The following is a 16,925-nucleotide window of genomic DNA, read 5'->3' on the forward strand; positions in this document are numbered from 1 at the left end:
CCCGTCCGCCGATGCCTGCCATGCCGCGTGCCCTCGAGTCCGCCGAGCCGATCCTCTCCCCCGACGGCATTCCCTTTTCGCCACGTTACGACGACGTCTATCACAGCGCGGAAGGCGGGCTGACGGAGGCGCATCACGTGTTCCTGGGTGGCAATGGTCTGCCCGGCAACTGGGCGGGGCGCGACCAGTTCGTGATCGTGGAAACCGGATTCGGGCAAGGGATGAACTTCCTCGCCACCTGGCAAGCCTGGCGCGACGATCCGCACCGCTGCCGTCGGCTTCACTTCGTTTCCGTTGAAAAACATCCATTTACGCGCGATGGACTGGCGGCGCTGCATGCCGGACTCGGCGATTTGCTACCGCTCGCCGAACCGCTGCAAGCGGCCTGGCCCGATGCGCTGCCGGGCTTGCATCGACTCGAATTCGAAGGCGGTGCGGTCACGCTGACGCTGGCGCTGGGCGATATCGACGCAATGCTGCCCAAGCTCGCGCTCGGCGCCGATGCGTTCTATCTCGATGGTTTCTCCCCATCCCGCAACGCGGACATGTGGTCCGAAACCGTCTTCCGGGGGGTATCCCGGCTGGCCCGGCCCGGTGCCACGCTCGCTACGTATACAGCGTCCGGTTCGGTGCGGCGCGGCTTGCAGGCAGTCGGGTTTGAGGTCGACAAGGCGCCAGGTTTCGGCGGCAAGCACGACATGACAGTGGCGCGCTTCGCCCCAGCCTGGAAGAACCGGCGCCATGCCCCGACACCCGCTGCGGAGTGGCGAAAGCGTCACGCCATTGTGATCGGCGCGGGGTTGGCCGGCTGCGCGGTCACAGAGCGGCTGGCAGCACGCGGCTGGCGCGTGACGCTGTTCGACGCCCATGATGGCCCGGCGCGCCAGACCTCCAGCCATCGCGCGGCGGCCATGCACGCCCATGTGTCGCCCGACGAAAGCCAGCTGTCCCGGCTCTCGCGCGCCGGCAATCTTCATGCGCTGCGCGCGTGGACGGCCCTCGCGGCGGCGGGGCACCCGGTGAACTGGCACGGCTGCGGCGTGCTCCAGATCGGGGAGGGTGATGCCGATAGTGCGGCCCAGCAGGCGGCGCTGGCCGCCCTGGGCTTCCCCGAATCGTTCGTCAGGTGGATGGACCCCACCGAAGCGGCTGTGCGCCACGATGCCACGGTGGCGCGCGGCGGGCTCTGGTTCCCGCGTGGCGGATGGGTGGCGCCGCCCGACATCTGCCGCGCCCAACTCGACAAGGCCGGCGCGGCCCTGGATGCGCGGTTCAACTGCCGGGTGGCCGCGATCGAATATGTGGATGGCGCCTGGCAGGCGAGGGCGGCCGATGGCAGCGTGCTGGCTGAGGCGCCGGTCCTGGTGCTGGCCAATGCCCATGAGGCCGAACGGCTCGTCTCCAACCGTTTTCTGGCCCTGCGCCGGGTGCGTGGACAGCTGACCGATCTCTCCCCGGCGCAGGTCGCGGCGATGGGTCGCTGGCCCGACTGCGTGGTGACCGGGGGCGGCTACCTGCTGCCGCAGGCCCCGGAGGGCGGGGCGCGCATCGGCTCGAGCTATGACGCTGACGAAGGCCCGCTGGCCGAGCGTCCCGAGGTCCACGCCGCCAACCTGGAGCGCCTCGCCACGCTGCTGCCGGACCGTGCCGCCGACATCGCCCATCTCGATCCCGCGCAGTTGACCGGCTACGTCGGCGTGCGCACCGTGACGCACAACCGCCTGCCGCTGATCGGCCTCCTCGCGGATGAGGCGCAGGCGCTGGCCCGGTCCGGGCCACTGCGCGGCGCCCACCTGCGGGACCTGCCCCGGATGCCGGGGCTCTACGCGGCACTTGCGTATGCGTCGCGCGGCCTCACATGGGCCGCACTGGGCGCGGAGTTGATTGCCAGCCAGATCGAGGGCGAACCGTTGCCCATCGAGTCGGATCTGGCCGATGCCGTCGACCCCGCCCGGCTGCTGCTGCGGGCGCTGCGGCACGGCAACACGGCGGACGCGCCGGCTATCGATCCCGGGGCGGCCTCGGACGCGTCAGGGTAAAAACTGCCGGAAGCGAACAAAAACCGTGCGATAATCCCCGTTTTCCGTTTGCGCGGAAGCCCTTCGTTCGCGTCGGGATTCCGTAGGTTTCACTGGCCGCGGCCAGGCCGGTGCGCAGGCGGTTGCGCTTAAAACTACATTTCTGGATTGGATTAACGACCATGTCGAACGTCATTGAAAACCTCGGCAAGCTGGACCGTAAGGTAACCCTGGCTATTCCCAAGGCCGAAGTGCAGAAGGAAACCCAGGAACGCCTGGTGCGCCTGTCGAAGACGGTGAAGATGTCCGGCTTCCGCCCGGGCAAGGTGCCGATGAAGATGGTCGAGAAGCAATATGGCCAGCAGGTCGAGTTCGAAGTGCGCTTCGACAAGGCCGCCCGCAAGTTCTTCGACATCACGCAGGCCCAGGACGTGAAGGTTGCCGGCCAGCCCAAGTTCGACCTGAAGACCGACGGCGTGTCGGAAGACGAAGTGGCGTTCGAAGCCACCTTCGAGGTGTACCCGGAAGTCAAGCTGGGCGACCTGGCCACGGCTGAAGTGACCCGTACCCAGACGGAAATCGGCGACGCCGAGATCGACAAGACCATCGACATCCTGCGCAAGCAGCGCGTGCACTACCACGTGCGCGGCGAAGCCGGCGCCCATGGCGACGGTGGTGCCGATGACGCCGCCAAGAATGGCGACCGCGTGACGCTGGACTTCGTCGGCAAGATCGACGGCGTGGAATTCCCTGGCGGCAAGGCCGATGACTTCGCATTCGTGCTGGGCGAAGGCCGCATGCTGCCCGAGTTCGAGCAAGCCGCGCTGGGCCTGAAGCTGGGCGAGAGCAAGACGTTCCCGCTGGCCTTCCCGGCCGACTACCACGGCAAGGAAGTGGCCGGCAAGACTGCCGAGTTCACGATCACGCTGAAGAAGGTGGAGTGGGCGCACCTGCCGGAAGTGGACGACGGCTTCGCGAAGTCGCTCGGCATCGCTGACGGCAGCGTCGAGAAGATGCGCGCCGACATCCGCGAAAACCTCGAGCGCGAAGTCAAGCGCCGCACGCACGCCATGCTGAAGGATCAGGTCATGGAAGCGCTGCTGAAGGTGAGCGAGCTGGACGTGCCCAAGGCCCTGATCGAACAGGATCAGGAACGCCTGGTGGAAATGGCCCGCCGCGACCTCGAGCAACGTGGCATGCCGAACGCCAAGGACATGCCGATTCCGGCCGAGATGTTCACCCAGCAGGCCGAGCGCCGCGTAAAGCTGGGCCTGATCCTGGCCGAGATCGTCAAGGCACACGGCCTGCAGGCCAAGCCGGAGCAGATCAAGACGGAAATCGAGGACTTCGCGAAGAGCTACGAAGACCCGAAGGAAGTCATGCGCTGGTACTACGGCGACCAGCAACGCCTGGCGGAAATGGAAGCCTACGTGCTCGAAAACAACGTGGTAAATTTCGTGTGCGACAAGGCCAAGGTCACGGACAAGTCGGTGTCGTTCGAGGAACTCACCGCCGAGACCAACGCGCAGCAAGCCTGAGCGTTCGCATGACCGGATCGCGCCGCACGAATTGCGCGGCGCGCCCCGGTTGCGCGGCATCCGGCTTGGCGCGCAAGTGCTGGCCGGGGCCGATTGGCGCATTCCCTGAATACCTGGAGAACCTGCATGACCCGCAATGATTTGCTTGACCGTCTCGCCACGACGCAGGCCTCTGCTCTGGAAACCCAGGGTCTTGGGCTGGTGCCGATGGTCGTCGAGCAGTCCGGCCGGGGCGAGCGCGCGTATGACATCTACTCGCGCCTGCTCAAGGAGCGCGTGGTGTTCATGGTCGGCGAAGTGAACGACCAGACCGCAAACCTGGTCGTGGCCCAGCTGCTGTTCCTCGAGAGCGAGAATCCGGATAAGGACGTGTCGCTGTACATCAACTCGCCCGGCGGTTCGGTATCCGCCGGCCTGGCGATCTACGACACGATGCAGTTCATCAAGCCCGACGTGACCACGCTCTGCATGGGCATGGCGGCGAGCATGGGCGCCTTCCTGCTGGCGGCTGGCGCCAAGGGCAAGCGCAGCGCGCTGCCGAACTCGCGCATCATGATCCACCAGCCGCTGGGCGGCGCGCGTGGCCAGGCCTCGGACATCGAGATTCAGGCGCGCGAGATCCTGTACCTGCGCGAGCGCCTGAACAGCATCCTGTCGGAAGTGACCGGCCAGCCCGTCGAGAAGATTGCCCGCGACACCGATCGCGACAACTTTATGAGCGGCGACCAGGCCGTGGACTACGGTCTGATCGACAAGGTCATCTCGCGCCGCGGTTGAGCCGACGCCGGTGTGTCGGAGCGGGCGGCCCACGGCCCTGCGCCGGGGCTCCCGCCACACAGCCTGCGCCAAATGACGCAGGCTACACCGGAACGAGGCTGTGCGCCTCGTTTTTGCGTTTTGCCCCACACGCCGGGGAAGCCGCCGACTGCGCCAATTGTTTTGGCGTATGATGCGTTTAATGCGTTTCCCGTGGGGCTCTCCCGCCGTGCGGGGACCACACTGCTAATGTGACTGATTCCTATGGCGGACAAAAAAGGTTCATCCAGCGAGAAGCTTCTGTATTGCTCGTTCTGCGGCAAGAGCCAGCACGAGGTCAAGAAGCTCATCGCGGGCCCGTCGGTGTTCATTTGCGACGAATGCATCGACCTGTGCAATGAAATCATCCGTGACGAGGCCGCCGCGACCGATAAGGACGCCACGGCCGCCACGCGTTCGGACCTGCCCACGCCCCACGAAATCCGCGAAAGCCTGGATCAGTATGTGATCGGGCAGGAGCAAGCCAAGAAGATCCTGGCGGTAGCGGTGTACAACCACTACAAGCGCCTTAAGCATCTTGGCAAGAAGGATGACGTCGAACTCTCCAAGAGCAATATTCTGCTGATCGGGCCGACCGGCTCGGGCAAGACATTGCTCGCGCAGACGCTGGCCCGGCTGCTGAACGTCCCGTTCGTGATTGCCGACGCCACCACGCTGACCGAAGCCGGCTACGTGGGCGAGGACGTCGAGAACATCATCCAGAAGCTGCTCCAGAACTGCAACTACGAGGTCGAGAAGGCCCAGCGCGGCATCGTCTACATCGACGAAATCGACAAGATCTCGCGCAAGTCCGACAACCCGTCCATCACGCGCGACGTGTCGGGCGAGGGCGTGCAGCAGGCGCTGCTGAAGCTGATCGAAGGCACGATGGCCTCGGTGCCGCCGCAAGGCGGGCGCAAGCACCCGAATCAGGACTTCCTGCAGGTGGACACCACCAACATCCTGTTCATTTGCGGCGGCGCGTTCGACGGCCTGGAAAAGGTCATCATGCAGCGCTCGGACAAGACCGGCATCGGTTTTGCGGCACAGGTGCAGAGCAAGGAAGAACGTGATGTCAGCGAGGTGCTGCCCCAGACCGAGCCGGAAGACCTGATCAAGTTCGGCCTGATTCCGGAGCTGATCGGCCGCCTGCCGGTGGTGGCCACGCTGGCCAAGCTGGACGAGGCCGCGCTGATGCAGATCCTGGTCGAGCCCAAGAATGCACTGCTCAAGCAGTACCAGAAGCTGCTGGCGATGGAAGGTGTGGAACTGGAGATTCGTCCGGCCGCGCTGTCCGCCATCGCACGCAAGGCCATCCGTCGCAAGACGGGGGCACGCGGTTTGCGTTCCATCCTGGAACAGTCGCTGATGGACGTCATGTACGACCTCCCGAACTACAAGGGCGTGCAAAAGGTGGTGATCGATGAAAATACGATCACCGGCGATGCACCGCCGCTGCTCATGTACGAAGAGCAGCAGCCCAAGGTTGCGGGGTCCAACTGACGAACGCGCCGGCCTACGTGGTGCATGCCACACCGGCTTAAAAATCAAGCGGCCGTTCGCCTGAAAGCGAACGGCTTTTTTTCTTCAATTCGACGATACGAACGGGAGGAAACGCGGGTATGCTGTTTCAGAGTGGGTCACAGGTGCTTTGCGCGGCACTTTTTCGCGCGGCATGACGGCACAAAGAATCGGGGGCGGTACCTTGCAATCGATTCCCGTGACCCTATTTACGCCTTAAATGACTGACTGGGGAAAATGATGTCCGGAACACAACTCCTCCCGGCTGAGCCGATTCGCCTCCCACTGTTGCCGCTGCGCGACGTGGTGGTGTTTCCGCACATGGTGATCCCGCTGTTCGTGGGTCGCCCGAAGTCCATCAAGGCGCTTGAGACTGCGATGGAGTCGGGCAAGAGCATCATGCTCGTGGCCCAGAAGACGGCTGCCAAGGACGAGCCGACGGCTGACGACCTGTACGAGGTTGGCTGCATCGCGAATATCCTGCAAATGCTGAAGCTGCCCGACGGTACCGTGAAGGTGCTCGTGGAAGGCACGCAACGCGCGAATATCACCGAGGTGAGCGAGGACGATTCGCACTTCATGTGCGAAGCCGTGCCTGTGCCGCCCGCGCCGGTCGAATCCGCCGAGACCGAGGCCCTGCGCCGCGCAATCGTGTCGCAGTTCGACCAGTATGTGAAGCTGAACAAGAAGATCCCGCCCGAGATCCTGACGTCGCTGTCGGGCATCGATGAAGCTGGTCGTCTGGCCGATACCATCGCCGCGCACCTGCCGATCAAGCTCGAGCAGAAGCAGAAGATCCTCGAGATGGTCAATGTGACCGAGCGTCTCGAGAGCCTGCTCTCGCAGCTCGAAGGCGAGATCGACATCCTGCAGGTGGAAAAGCGCATCCGTGGCCGCGTGAAGCGCCAGATGGAAAAGAGCCAGCGCGAGTACTACCTGAACGAGCAGGTCAAGGCGATTCAGAAGGAACTGGGCGAGGGCGAGGAAGGCGCCGACCTTGAGGAGCTGGATAAGCGCATCAAGGCCGCACGCATGCCCAAGGAGGCCAAGAAGAAGGCCGACGCCGAGTTCAAGAAGCTCAAGCTGATGTCGCCGATGTCGGCCGAAGCCACCGTCGTGCGCAACTACATCGACACGCTGGTCAACCTGCCGTGGCGCAAGAAGAGCAAGGTCAACAATGACCTCGCGAACGCCGAGCGCGTGCTTGACGAAGACCACTATGGCCTGGAGAAGGTCAAGGAACGGATTCTCGAGTACCTCGCAGTGCAACAGCGCGTGGACAAGGTGAAGGCGCCGATCCTGTGCCTGGTCGGCCCCCCCGGTGTGGGCAAGACCTCGCTCGGGCAGTCGGTGGCACGCGCCACGAACCGCAAGTTCGTGCGCATGGCACTGGGCGGCGTGCGTGACGAGGCCGAGATCCGCGGCCACCGCAGGACCTATATCGGCTCGATGCCGGGCAAGATCCTGCAGAGCCTGTCGAAGGTTGGCGTGCGCAATCCGCTGTTCCTGCTCGACGAGATCGACAAGATGGGCATGGACTTCCGTGGTGACCCGTCGTCGGCGCTGCTCGAGGTGCTGGACCCGGAACAGAACCACACGTTCCAGGACCACTACATCGAGGTGGACTTCGACCTGTCGGACGTGATGTTCGTGGCGACGTCGAACTCGCTGAACATCCCGCCGCCGCTGCTGGACCGTATGGAAGTGATTCGCCTCTCGGGCTACACCGAAGACGAGAAGGTGAACATCGCCACGCGCTACCTGCTGCCCAAGCAGATCAAGAACAATGGTCTGAAGGTTGGCGAGATCGACATCACCGAAGCGGCCATCCGCGACATCATCCGCTACTACACCCGGGAAGCCGGTGTGCGGTCGCTGGAACGCGAGGTGTCGAAGATCGCGCGGAAGGTGGTCAAGCTACTGCTCCTGAAGAAGGAATCGGGCGCGGTGAAGGTCGATTCGGAGAACCTGGACAAGTTCCTGGGCGTGCGCAAGTACGACTTCGGCCTGGCCGGCAAGGAAAACCAGGTGGGCCAGGTGACCGGCCTCGCGTGGACCGAGGTGGGCGGCGATCTGCTGACCATCGAAGCCGCCATCATGCCGGGCAAGGGCAACATCACGCGTACCGGCTCGTTGGGCGATGTGATGAAGGAATCGGTCGAAGCTGCGCGTTCGGTGGTGCGTTCGCGGGCACGTCGCCTGGGGATCACGGATGAGATGTTCGAGAAGCGCGACATCCACATCCACGTACCCGAAGGCGCCACGCCCAAGGATGGTCCGTCGGCCGGCGGGGCGATGACGACTGCACTCGTGTCGGTGCTGACCGGCATTCCGGTGCGGGCGGACGTGGCCATGACTGGCGAGATCACGCTGCGCGGCGAAGTGCTGCCGATCGGCGGTCTCAAGGAGAAGCTGCTGGCGGCCCATCGTGGCGGCATCAAGCTGGTGCTGATCCCCGAGGAGAACGTCAAGGATCTCGCCGAGATTCCGGACAACGTGAAGAACGCCATCGAGATCGTGCCGGTCCGCTGGATCGACAAGGTGCTGGAGCTGGCACTCGAGCGCAAGCCCGAGCCGCTGGCCGAGGAAGAGGCCAAGCCCGCCGAGGTGGCGGACAAGGCCAAGGCCACGGTCGAGATGATTCATCACTGATTGACCGAGCGCTGTCAGGAAGATGCCGCGGGGTTCCCCCGCGGCATTTTTTTTGCGCGGCCGGGGTTGGCAACGCGGAAAGTCTCGTATTACAATCGCGGCCTCGCAACGCAAACAGCGGCAGCCAGGCAGTAACCGCCGAGTCGTGCGAAGCGAGATTACCCAGCGGGCGCGCAAGCCCGCGATGGTCTAGTGGGTGCTTAGCTCAGTTGGTAGAGCGGCGCCCTTACAAGGCGTAGGTCGGGGGTTCGAGCCCCTCAGCACCCACCACTTCACCATCCCAAGGGAACCCACGCAGGAGTGGTAGTTCAGTTGGTTAGAATACCGGCCTGTCACGCCGGGGGTCGCGGGTTCGAGTCCCGTCCACTCCGCCAAGCAAAATCGCCCGCGCATGCGGGTTTTTTTGTATCTGTTGTCTTCCCAGCCATTCCCCGCTCACGTGACGCTGCCGCATCAGCAAATGACGGTTTCGCGCCCGGCACCTGCTAGAATCGCGGAGTTTGTCTTCGTGCCAACCCCTTACCAGAATCAGCATGCTTGATTTCGTACGCAACAACCGGCGCCTGATGCTTTTGCTGCTGCTGGTGCTTGTCTTCCCGTCGTTCGTATTCTTCGGCGTGGAAAGCTATTCGCGCTTCATGGATACCTCGCACGACGTCGCCAAGGTCGATGGTCGCGCAATCACCGTGCAGGAAGTGGACAACGTGGTGCGCGACCAGAGCGAGCGCATGCGCCAGATGCTGGGCAATCAGTACGATCCGCGCATGTTCGAAGGTGCCGCCGCGCGCCAGTCCGTGGTGAACCAGCTGATCCTGCAACGCGTGGTGTCCGACGCCACCGCCAAGAAGAATCTGACGGTGTCCGATGCCCAGGTGGCGGCAGCCATCCAGAACATCCCGGCCATCGCCCAGCTGAAGACGGCGGACGGCAAGTTCGACGACAAGGCCTACATCCAACTGCTGGCCACGCAGGGCATGACGCCCGAGCAGTTCGATGCGCGCCTGCGCTTCGAACTGGCCACGCAGCAGCTTGGCGGCGCCGTGGGGACCACGGCGTTCGTGCCGAAGTCGCTGCTGGACCGCCTGATCGCCGTGCGCGACCAACAGCGTGACGTGCAGACGCTGACGATCAAGCCGGCTGATTTCACGTCCAAGGTCACGGCTGACGCCGCCGCGCTGAAGGCCTACTACGACGCGCATGTGTCGGCCTACACCACGCCGGAACAGGCGAAGGTGGAGTACGTGGTGCTGTCCGGCGACTCCCTGGCCGCGAGCCAGACCGTGACGCCGGAAGAGCTCAAGTCCTACTACGAGAGCAACATCGCGCGTTTCCGGACCGACGAGCAACGCCGTGCGAGCCACATCCTGATCTCAGCGCCCAAGGACGGCAAGGAAGCCGACCGCAAGGCCGCGAAGGACAAGGCCACCAAGCTGCTGGAAGACCTGCGCAAGCATCCTGAGACGTTCGCCGACGTGGCGAAGAAGCAGTCGCAGGATCCGGGTTCGGCGGAGAAGGGCGGCGACCTCGGCTTCATGGGCCGCGGCGCGCTGGTCAAGCCGTTCGAGGACGCCATGTACGCGCTCAAGGACGGCCAGATCAGCGATGTGGTGGAAACCGACTACGGCTACCACATCATCAAGCTGACCGGCATCAAGGCGGCCGAGACGCAGCCGCTCGAGGCCGTGCGCCCCGAACTGGAAGCCGAACTCAAGAAGCAACTGGCGAGCAAGAAGTACACGGAGCTGGCCGATGCCTTCGGCAACACCGTCTACGAGCAGTCCGAAAGCCTCAAGCCGGCCGCCGACAAGTTCAAGCTGACGATCCAGACCGCCGACAACGTCACCCGCACGCCGAACCTGGCGCTGGGCGCGCAGAACCCGCTCAACAATGAGAAGGTGCTGAAGGCCCTGTTCAGCGACGACGCGCTCAAGAACAAGCGCAACACCGAAGCGGTGCAGGTGGGCCCGACCACGCTGGTGGCGGCACGTATCGTCGACTATCGCCCGGCGACCGCGCGTAAATTCGAGGACGTGGAAGCCCAGGTGCGCCAGGCCTACGTCGCCCAGCAGGCTGCCGAACTGGCCCGCAAGGATGGCGAAGCCAAGCTCGAAGCGTTGAAGAAGGCCGACAGCGCTGCCGGCTTCGGCCAGGCTGTGACGGTGTCGCGTACCAAGGCAGACGGCCTGTCGCCGAAGGCGGTCGAGGCCGTCATGCGCGCCGACACGACCAAGCTGCCCGCTGTGGTCGGCGTGGACCTCGGTGCGGATGGTTATGCGATCTATCGCATCGGCAAGGTCAGCTCGCCGACCCAGGCGAACCCGGGCCAGCGCGACGCCGAGTCGCAACAGCTGGCCCAACTGGCCGGCCAGGCCGAACTCGCCGCCTACTATGAAACGCTGAAGGCGCGGGCGAAGGTCAAGATCCTGCGTCCGATCACGGCCACCGACGTACCGGCCAGCGAAGGCGCAGCGCAGTAACCGGCGCGGCTTGCCAGCAAAAAACCCCTGCGGTCAGCGACCAGCAGGGGTTTTTTGTTTGGGGAGGACGATCTCAGCGCTTTTTCGCCGGCGCTTTCAGCAGCGGCTGCAACTGCGGCCAGACATTGTCGAGCAGCGTGGCCTGGGCGGCGGAGGTGGGATGAATGCGGTCGTCCTGGAACCACTCGGGCCGGGCGATCACCTTGTCGAGGAAGAACGGCACCAGACTCACGCGGTACTCGCTGGCCAGCTTGCTGTAGAGCGCGAAGAAGCGCTCGGTATAGTCGGGGCCGTAGTTCGGCGGAATCCGCATGCCGACCAGCACCACGCCGGCGCCCGCCTGGCGCGCCGCCGTCAGCATGCCGCGCAGGTTGGTTTCTGTGGATTGCAGGGACAGACCGCGCAGGGCATCGTTGGCGCCAAGCTCCACGACCACCACGGCCGGCTTGTGCCGGGCGAGCAGGTCCGGCAGGCGCGTCTTGCCGCCCGACGTGGTCTCGCCGCTGATGCTGGCATTGACGACGCTATAATCGAGGCGCTCCTTGTGCAGGCGGTCCTGCAGCAGGCTGACCCAGCCGGTGCCGCGCGCGATGCCGTACTCGGCCGACAGGCTGTCGCCAAGCACCAGCACCGCGGGCGCAGCGGTGGCAGCCGGTTTCGCGGCCGTTGGCCTGGCCTGAGTTTGGGCCTGAGCCTGGGCGCCGGCCGGCAGCGCCGCCATCAACATCGCCGCGCCCAGCATCGCACCGCACGCCGCCAGCGCCCTGGGGCGCCAACCGTATCCAATCCTCTCGCTCATGTCCTCTTCCATTCTCGCTGTCGAGTCACTCGGAAAGACCGTTGCCGACACGACAGGTTCGCTGACGATTTTGCACGACGTCTCGTTTTCCGTCACGCCGGGCGAAACGCTGGCCATCGTCGGCGCGTCCGGCTCGGGAAAATCCACGCTGCTGGGGCTGCTGGCGGGCCTGGACCTGCCCAGCACGGGCTCGGTGCGGCTGCACGGCCAGGATCTGTTCACGCTCGATGAAGACCAGCGCGCCGCGCTGCGTGGCCGGCACGTGGGCTTCGTGTTCCAGTCGTTCCAGTTGGTGGGCCACCTGACAGCGCTCGAAAACGTGATGCTGCCGCTCGAGTTGCGCGGCGAGACCGACCGCGTGCGCGAGCGTGCCACGGAAATGCTCGTGCGCGTGGGCCTGGGCAAGCGCCTGACCCACTATCCGCGCACGCTTTCCGGTGGTGAGCAGCAGCGCGTGGCGCTGGCGCGGGCGTTCGTCGCCCGGCCGGACATCCTGTTCGCCGATGAGCCGACCGGCAGCCTCGACACGAGCACCGGCGAGGCCGTGATCGCGCTGATGTTCGAGCTGAACCGCAATGCCGGGTCCACGCTGGTACTGGTCACGCACGACCGCTCCGTGGCGGCGCGCTGCGCCCGCATCCTGACCATCGACGCCGGCCGCGTGGCCAGCGACGAGTGGATGGGCACCGAAGTCTGACGCTCCGGCGGGCGCGGCGTCAGCCGCGCGCCAGCACGGGGCGCGCGCGGGCGATCAGCGCCGCCGTGGACGCATCGTGCGTAGCCTGGGCGCTGCCATTGAGTTCGGCCTCGATCGGGCGCGCAAGGATCTTGCCCAGCTCCACGCCCCACTGGTCGAACGAATTGATATTCCACACCACGCCCTGCACGAACGTGCGGTGCTCGTAGAGCGCGATCAGCGCGCCGAGCACATGCGGCGTCAGGTCTTCCATCAGCAGCGTGTTGCTCGGGCGGTTGCCCTCGAACACCATGTGGGGCAGGCGGTCCTCGTCGGTCATGCCGGCCGCGCGTAGCTCCTCGGCGCTGCGCCCGCGCATCAGCGCCTCGGCCTGCGCGAAGCAGTTGGCCAGCAGCTTGGCATGATGGCCGGGCAGGCTGCGCGGCGGCACCAGCGGTGCCACGAAGTCGACCGGCACGATCTGCGAACCCTGGTGAATCATCTGGAAGTAGGCGTGCTGGCCATTGGTGCCGGCCGTGCCCCAGACCACGGGCGAGGTCTGCACGTGCGCCGGCTGGCCGTCCAGCTGGACCGACTTGCCGTTGCTCTCCATTTCCAGCTGCTGCAGGAACGCCGGGAACAGTTCGAGCGAGGTCGAGTACGGCGCCATGCAGCTGGTCGGCATGCCGAAGAAATTGCGATACCAGATGCCCAGCATCGCCATCACCACGGGCATGTTGCGCGCCAGCGGGGCGGTGCGGAAGTGATCGTCCATGGCGCGCGCGCCGAGCAGCAGGTCGTCGAAGGCATCAAAGCCCACGGCCAGCGCGATCGACAGGCCCACTGAAGACCACAGCGAGAAGCGGCCGCCAATCCAGTCCCAGAATTCGAACATGTTGGCGGGGTCGATGCCAAACTCGGTCACGGCCTCGCGATTGGTGGACACCGCCACGAAATGCCGCGCGAGCTGGTTCTCGGGAACGCCGTTGCGCAGGAACCAGTCGCGCATGCTGCGCGCGTTGGCCATGGTCTCGAGCGTGGTGAAAGTCTTGGAACAGACGATGACCAGCGTGCGCGCCGGGTTCAGTCGGACGAGCGTTTCGGCCAGTTCGGTGCCGTCTACGTTGGAGACGAAGTGGATGCGCGGCCCGGTCTGGTCGCCCAGGTGCGCCAGCGCGCGGCAGACCATGCGCGGGCCGAGGTCAGACCCGCCGATGCCGATGTTGACGACATCGGTGATGGTCTGGCCCGTGGAACCGGTCCAGGCGCCGCCGCGTACGCGTTCGGAAAAGTCCTGCATACGGCAGCGCACGTCATGGATGGCCGGCATCACGGAGACGCCATCGACCTTGAACGGCGCATCGGGCAGCGCGCGCAGCGCCACGTGCAGGGCGGCACGGTCTTCGGTGGTGTTGATGTGTTCGCCCGCGAACATGGCGTCCCGGCGCTGCGTCACGCCGGCTTCCTCGGCCAGCTTCATCAGCAGCGCGAAGGTTTCGAACGTGATGCGGTTCTTGGAGTAGTCCAGGTACAGGCCGGCGGCTTCCAGCGAGAAGTCCTCGACCCGCCGGGCGGCTTCGGCTTCGGCAAACCAGTCCTGCATCGGCGTATGGCGGATGGCGTCGTGGTGTTGGCGAAGGGCGGTCCAGGCGTGGAGTTCAGTCGGCATGCGGTGTTCGGTTTGTCTCAGGGGGGCAAACGCCCGGCGTGGCGGGCAGCGGTAGTATATCGCCGGAATTTGGCGGTACATGCGCGGTAACGGACGGATCTTTCCCGTCTTTTGTTCCGATTGCGTCACCAAGGGCGGATGGGCGGACGCACACGCTACCTTAGCAGCCATGGCGTCCGTGTTTTATCGGACATTGTCCGACGTGGTGCGTTCCCCTGCTGCCCCTCAAGTGCGGGGACGGGCGCGTGCCGCGAGCCGGCCCGCCACACGGCGCAGCAACGGCTCGCCGCCGGCCACGCAGACGCCGCCCACGCAGATCACGGCGATGCCGAGCGCGGTGGTCCAGTCCGGCAACTGCCCGAATGCGAAGTACCCGACCACCGTGGCCGAGAAGATCTGCAGGTACAGGAAGGGGCTCAGGAACGAGGCATCGGCGTACTGGAACGCGCGGATCACGAAGTAATGCCCAAGTGACCCGGTGATGCCGGCGGACAGCAGCAGCGCGGCCTGCGCCGGCGTGGGAACCGCCTCGAACCAGAAGAATGGCACGATGAGCGTGGTCAGCACCGCGCCGGTCACGCCGCTCTGGATCAGCGTGGTCATCGGCGCGTCATGGGCGGCGATGTGGCGCGTCAGCATTTGCAGCAGCGCGAACAACATCGCGGACAGCAACCCCAGCCCCACGCCGAGCGTGCTCAGTTCGCCGCCGGGCCGCACCACCACCAGCATGCCGGCGAAGCCGATGGCGACGCCGATCCAGCGCGTCCAGCGCGCGTGCGCCCCCGGGCGCTCACCGAGCAGCCACGGCGATAGCGCCACCACGAACAGCGGCGCGCAGAAGTTGAGGGCGGTGGCCTGCGCCAGCGGCATCAGGCGCAGCACGCTGAAGAACACCAGCGTCGATGCCAGCATCAGCACGCCGCGCAGCCACTGGAGGCGTGGCCGCGAGGGCCGATACTGCAGCCGCCAGCGCGTCGGCCCCAGCAACAGGAAGATGGCCACGACATGGCCGAGATAGCGCACCCAGGCCACCGCGACCACGGGCAGGCCCTGCTGGGTCAGCGTCTTGCCGGTGGCGTCGAGCAGGCTCAGGATCCATTGGCCGAGCACCAGCAGCGCGATGCCGGTCAGCAGGCGACGGCGCGGATCGTCGCCCGTGGTGAGACTGGCGGCCTGGGTCATGCCGTCCGGCCCTGGATCAGCGCATTGAGGATGTCGCGGGCGGGCAGATAGAGTTCGCTGGCAGTCATGCCCGCCGGGCCGGTGCCGCTGGCGACCAACCGGTCGGCGGCGCACCCATGGATCCAGACCGCCGCGCAGGCGGCGTCCTTCGGCGCCATGCCTTGCGCCAGCAGCGCGCCGATCATGCCGGCCAGCACATCGCCCGTGCCGGCCGTGGCCAGCGCGGCGTTGCCGGTCGGATTGATGGCGATGCTGTCCACGCCAGCCGCCGCGATGAGCGTGCCGGAGCCCTTCAGCACGATCGTGGCCTGCCATGCGGCGGCCAGCGCGCGCGCGGCGCCAAGGCGGTCACGCTGGATCTCGGCCACGGTGCAGCCGAGCAGCCGCGCTGCTTCCAGCGGATGCGGCGTCATCACGTGCGGCACGCCGCTGGCGCGCAACGCATCGGCCAGGGTCTTGTCGCCAGACAGCAGGTTCAGCGCATCGGCGTCGAGCACGAGCGGCGGGGGTGGGCTGGCCTTGGCGCAGGTGTCGATCCATTGCCCCAGCAGCTTGCCCGCCGCGCCGCCGGTACCCATGCCCGGCCCGATGACCAGCGCGGACATGGTCTCGACGGCCATGTCGGCCACATCGTGCAGCATCAGTTCGGGGTGGACCGGGTCCATCAACGGCGCCGGCTGGGCGAGGAAGCCCACATGCACGCGCCCCGCGCCCAGATGCAGCGCCGCCCGCGCGCCGAGCAGCGGCGCCCCGGCCATGCCGTGGCTGCCGCCGAGCACCGCCAGCGAGCCAAAGGTGCCCTTGTTCACCGCATGCGGGCGCCCCGGCAGCGCATCGCGGAATGCGCCCGGCAGGTTCACATGGGCGATGGCGGCCTGCGCCGGCGGATAGGGCAGGCCGAGCGGGGCGATGTCGATCTCGCCTGCGCAGTCGCGGCCGTCCAGCGTGAGCAAGCCCGGCTTGGCGGCGATGAAGGTCAGCGTGCGGCGCGCGCGGATGGCCGGTCGGCCCGCGCCGGTATCGGCGGACAGCCCGCTTGGAATGTCCAGCGCGTACACCGGCAGTCCGGCGGCGTTCACATGATCGATCCAGCGCGCCACGTTGCCGTCCGCCGGGCGGTTCAGGCCGATGCCGAGCAGGCCGTCGACCAGGGCAGTGCAGCCCGCCGGCCAGGGCGGCAGGGCAGCGGTGGTGTTGGACGGGTCGGCCGGCACGGCCAGCAGCGGCACGCCGGCCGTGCGGGCCTCGGTCCAGGCACGCGAGGCATCGGGCGGCAGCCGGTCGGTCTCGGCAGTCAGCCAGACTTCGACCTGCCGCCCCGACTGGTGCAGCCGCGTGGCCGCGACCAGCGCATCGCCGCCATTGTTGCCGGCGCCAGCCAGCAGGACGATGCGGCCCTCCGGCACCTGCCGCGCCAGCCAGTCGGCGGCGGCATGGCCGGCGCGCGTCATCAGCGTGAAGGCGGGCAGTGCCGCCAGCGCCGCATGCTCGATCTCGCGGATCGTGGCCACGTCATGAAGCGGCGTGGCGTCGGTGCCGGTGGGGTCGAGCGGCAGCCAGTCAGGCAGTGGGGAAGACGGGGAGGGCGAGGCGGTCAT

Annotated in this window: 11 protein-coding genes and 2 tRNA genes; 9 read left to right on the forward strand and 4 right to left on the reverse strand. The window is 66.2% G+C overall.

Annotated features, from left to right (window positions below; genetic code table 11):
• Positions 1–20: 20 nt before the first annotated feature.
• From mnmC to BM115_RS09815, 8 genes are all read left to right on the forward strand, one after another.
• Entirely contained in the window at positions 21–2,039 is a 2,019-nt protein-coding gene (mnmC, locus tag BM115_RS09780) for a bifunctional tRNA (5-methylaminomethyl-2-thiouridine)(34)-methyltransferase MnmC2/FAD-dependent 5-carboxymethylaminomethyl-2-thiouridine(34) oxidoreductase MnmC1 (RefSeq protein WP_092293073.1), read from the forward strand.
• 161 nt (positions 2,040–2,200) lie between these two features.
• Entirely contained in the window at positions 2,201–3,556 is a 1,356-nt protein-coding gene (tig, locus tag BM115_RS09785) for a trigger factor (protein ID WP_092293075.1), read from the forward strand.
• A 126-nt stretch (positions 3,557–3,682) separates the two neighbouring features.
• Entirely contained in the window at positions 3,683–4,333 is a 651-nt protein-coding gene (gene clpP, locus BM115_RS09790) for an ATP-dependent Clp endopeptidase proteolytic subunit ClpP (RefSeq protein ID WP_092293077.1), read from the forward strand.
• 243 nt (positions 4,334–4,576) lie between these two features.
• Positions 4,577–5,854, forward strand: a complete 1,278-nt coding sequence (gene clpX, locus BM115_RS09795; RefSeq protein WP_092293079.1) for an ATP-dependent Clp protease ATP-binding subunit ClpX — start codon at positions 4,577–4,579, stop codon at positions 5,852–5,854.
• A 258-nt stretch (positions 5,855–6,112) separates the two neighbouring features.
• Positions 6,113–8,524: an endopeptidase La gene (gene lon, locus BM115_RS09800; protein ID WP_092293081.1), complete on the forward strand. Its 2,412-nt coding sequence runs from the start codon at positions 6,113–6,115 to the stop codon at positions 8,522–8,524.
• 194 nt (positions 8,525–8,718) lie between these two features.
• A tRNA-Val gene (locus BM115_RS09805) sits at positions 8,719–8,794 on the forward strand.
• A gap of 27 nt (positions 8,795–8,821) precedes the next feature.
• Positions 8,822–8,898 (forward strand) — tRNA-Asp (locus tag BM115_RS09810).
• A 159-nt stretch (positions 8,899–9,057) separates the two neighbouring features.
• Positions 9,058–11,001: a SurA N-terminal domain-containing protein gene (locus BM115_RS09815; protein ID WP_092293083.1), complete on the forward strand. Its 1,944-nt coding sequence runs from the start codon at positions 9,058–9,060 to the stop codon at positions 10,999–11,001.
• Positions 11,002–11,074: 73 nt separating this feature from the next.
• On the opposite strand, the gene BM115_RS09820 is transcribed toward BM115_RS09815, so the two are convergent.
• Positions 11,075–11,800: an arylesterase gene (locus tag BM115_RS09820; RefSeq protein WP_255370755.1), complete on the reverse strand. Its 726-nt coding sequence runs from the start codon at positions 11,798–11,800 to the stop codon at positions 11,075–11,077.
• On the opposite strand from BM115_RS09820, the gene BM115_RS09825 reads away from it, so the two are divergent.
• A complete protein-coding gene (locus tag BM115_RS09825; protein WP_092293087.1) occupies positions 11,799–12,497 on the forward strand; it encodes an ABC transporter ATP-binding protein in 699 nt (232 codons plus the stop codon). The two genes, BM115_RS09820 and BM115_RS09825, sit on opposite strands and share 2 nt — an antisense overlap.
• 19 nt (positions 12,498–12,516) lie before the next feature.
• Here the strand turns inward: BM115_RS09825 and pgi are convergent, their stop codons facing one another.
• From pgi to BM115_RS09840, 3 genes are all read right to left on the reverse strand, one after another.
• Positions 12,517–14,145, reverse strand: a complete 1,629-nt coding sequence (gene pgi / locus BM115_RS09830) for a glucose-6-phosphate isomerase (protein ID WP_092293088.1) — start codon at positions 14,143–14,145, stop codon at positions 12,517–12,519.
• 225 nt (positions 14,146–14,370) lie between these two features.
• A complete protein-coding gene (locus BM115_RS09835; RefSeq protein ID WP_092293090.1) occupies positions 14,371–15,327 on the reverse strand; it encodes a DMT family transporter in 957 nt (318 codons plus the stop codon).
• On the reverse strand, positions 15,324–16,925 hold the full coding sequence (locus BM115_RS09840) for an NAD(P)H-hydrate dehydratase (RefSeq protein WP_177219890.1): 1,602 nt from the start codon (positions 16,923–16,925) through the stop codon (positions 15,324–15,326). The genes BM115_RS09835 and BM115_RS09840 overlap by 4 nt, the downstream gene beginning before the upstream one ends.

It is taken from the genome of Cupriavidus sp. OV096 (genome assembly GCF_900115455.1).
GTDB lineage: Bacteria > Pseudomonadota > Gammaproteobacteria > Burkholderiales > Burkholderiaceae > Cupriavidus.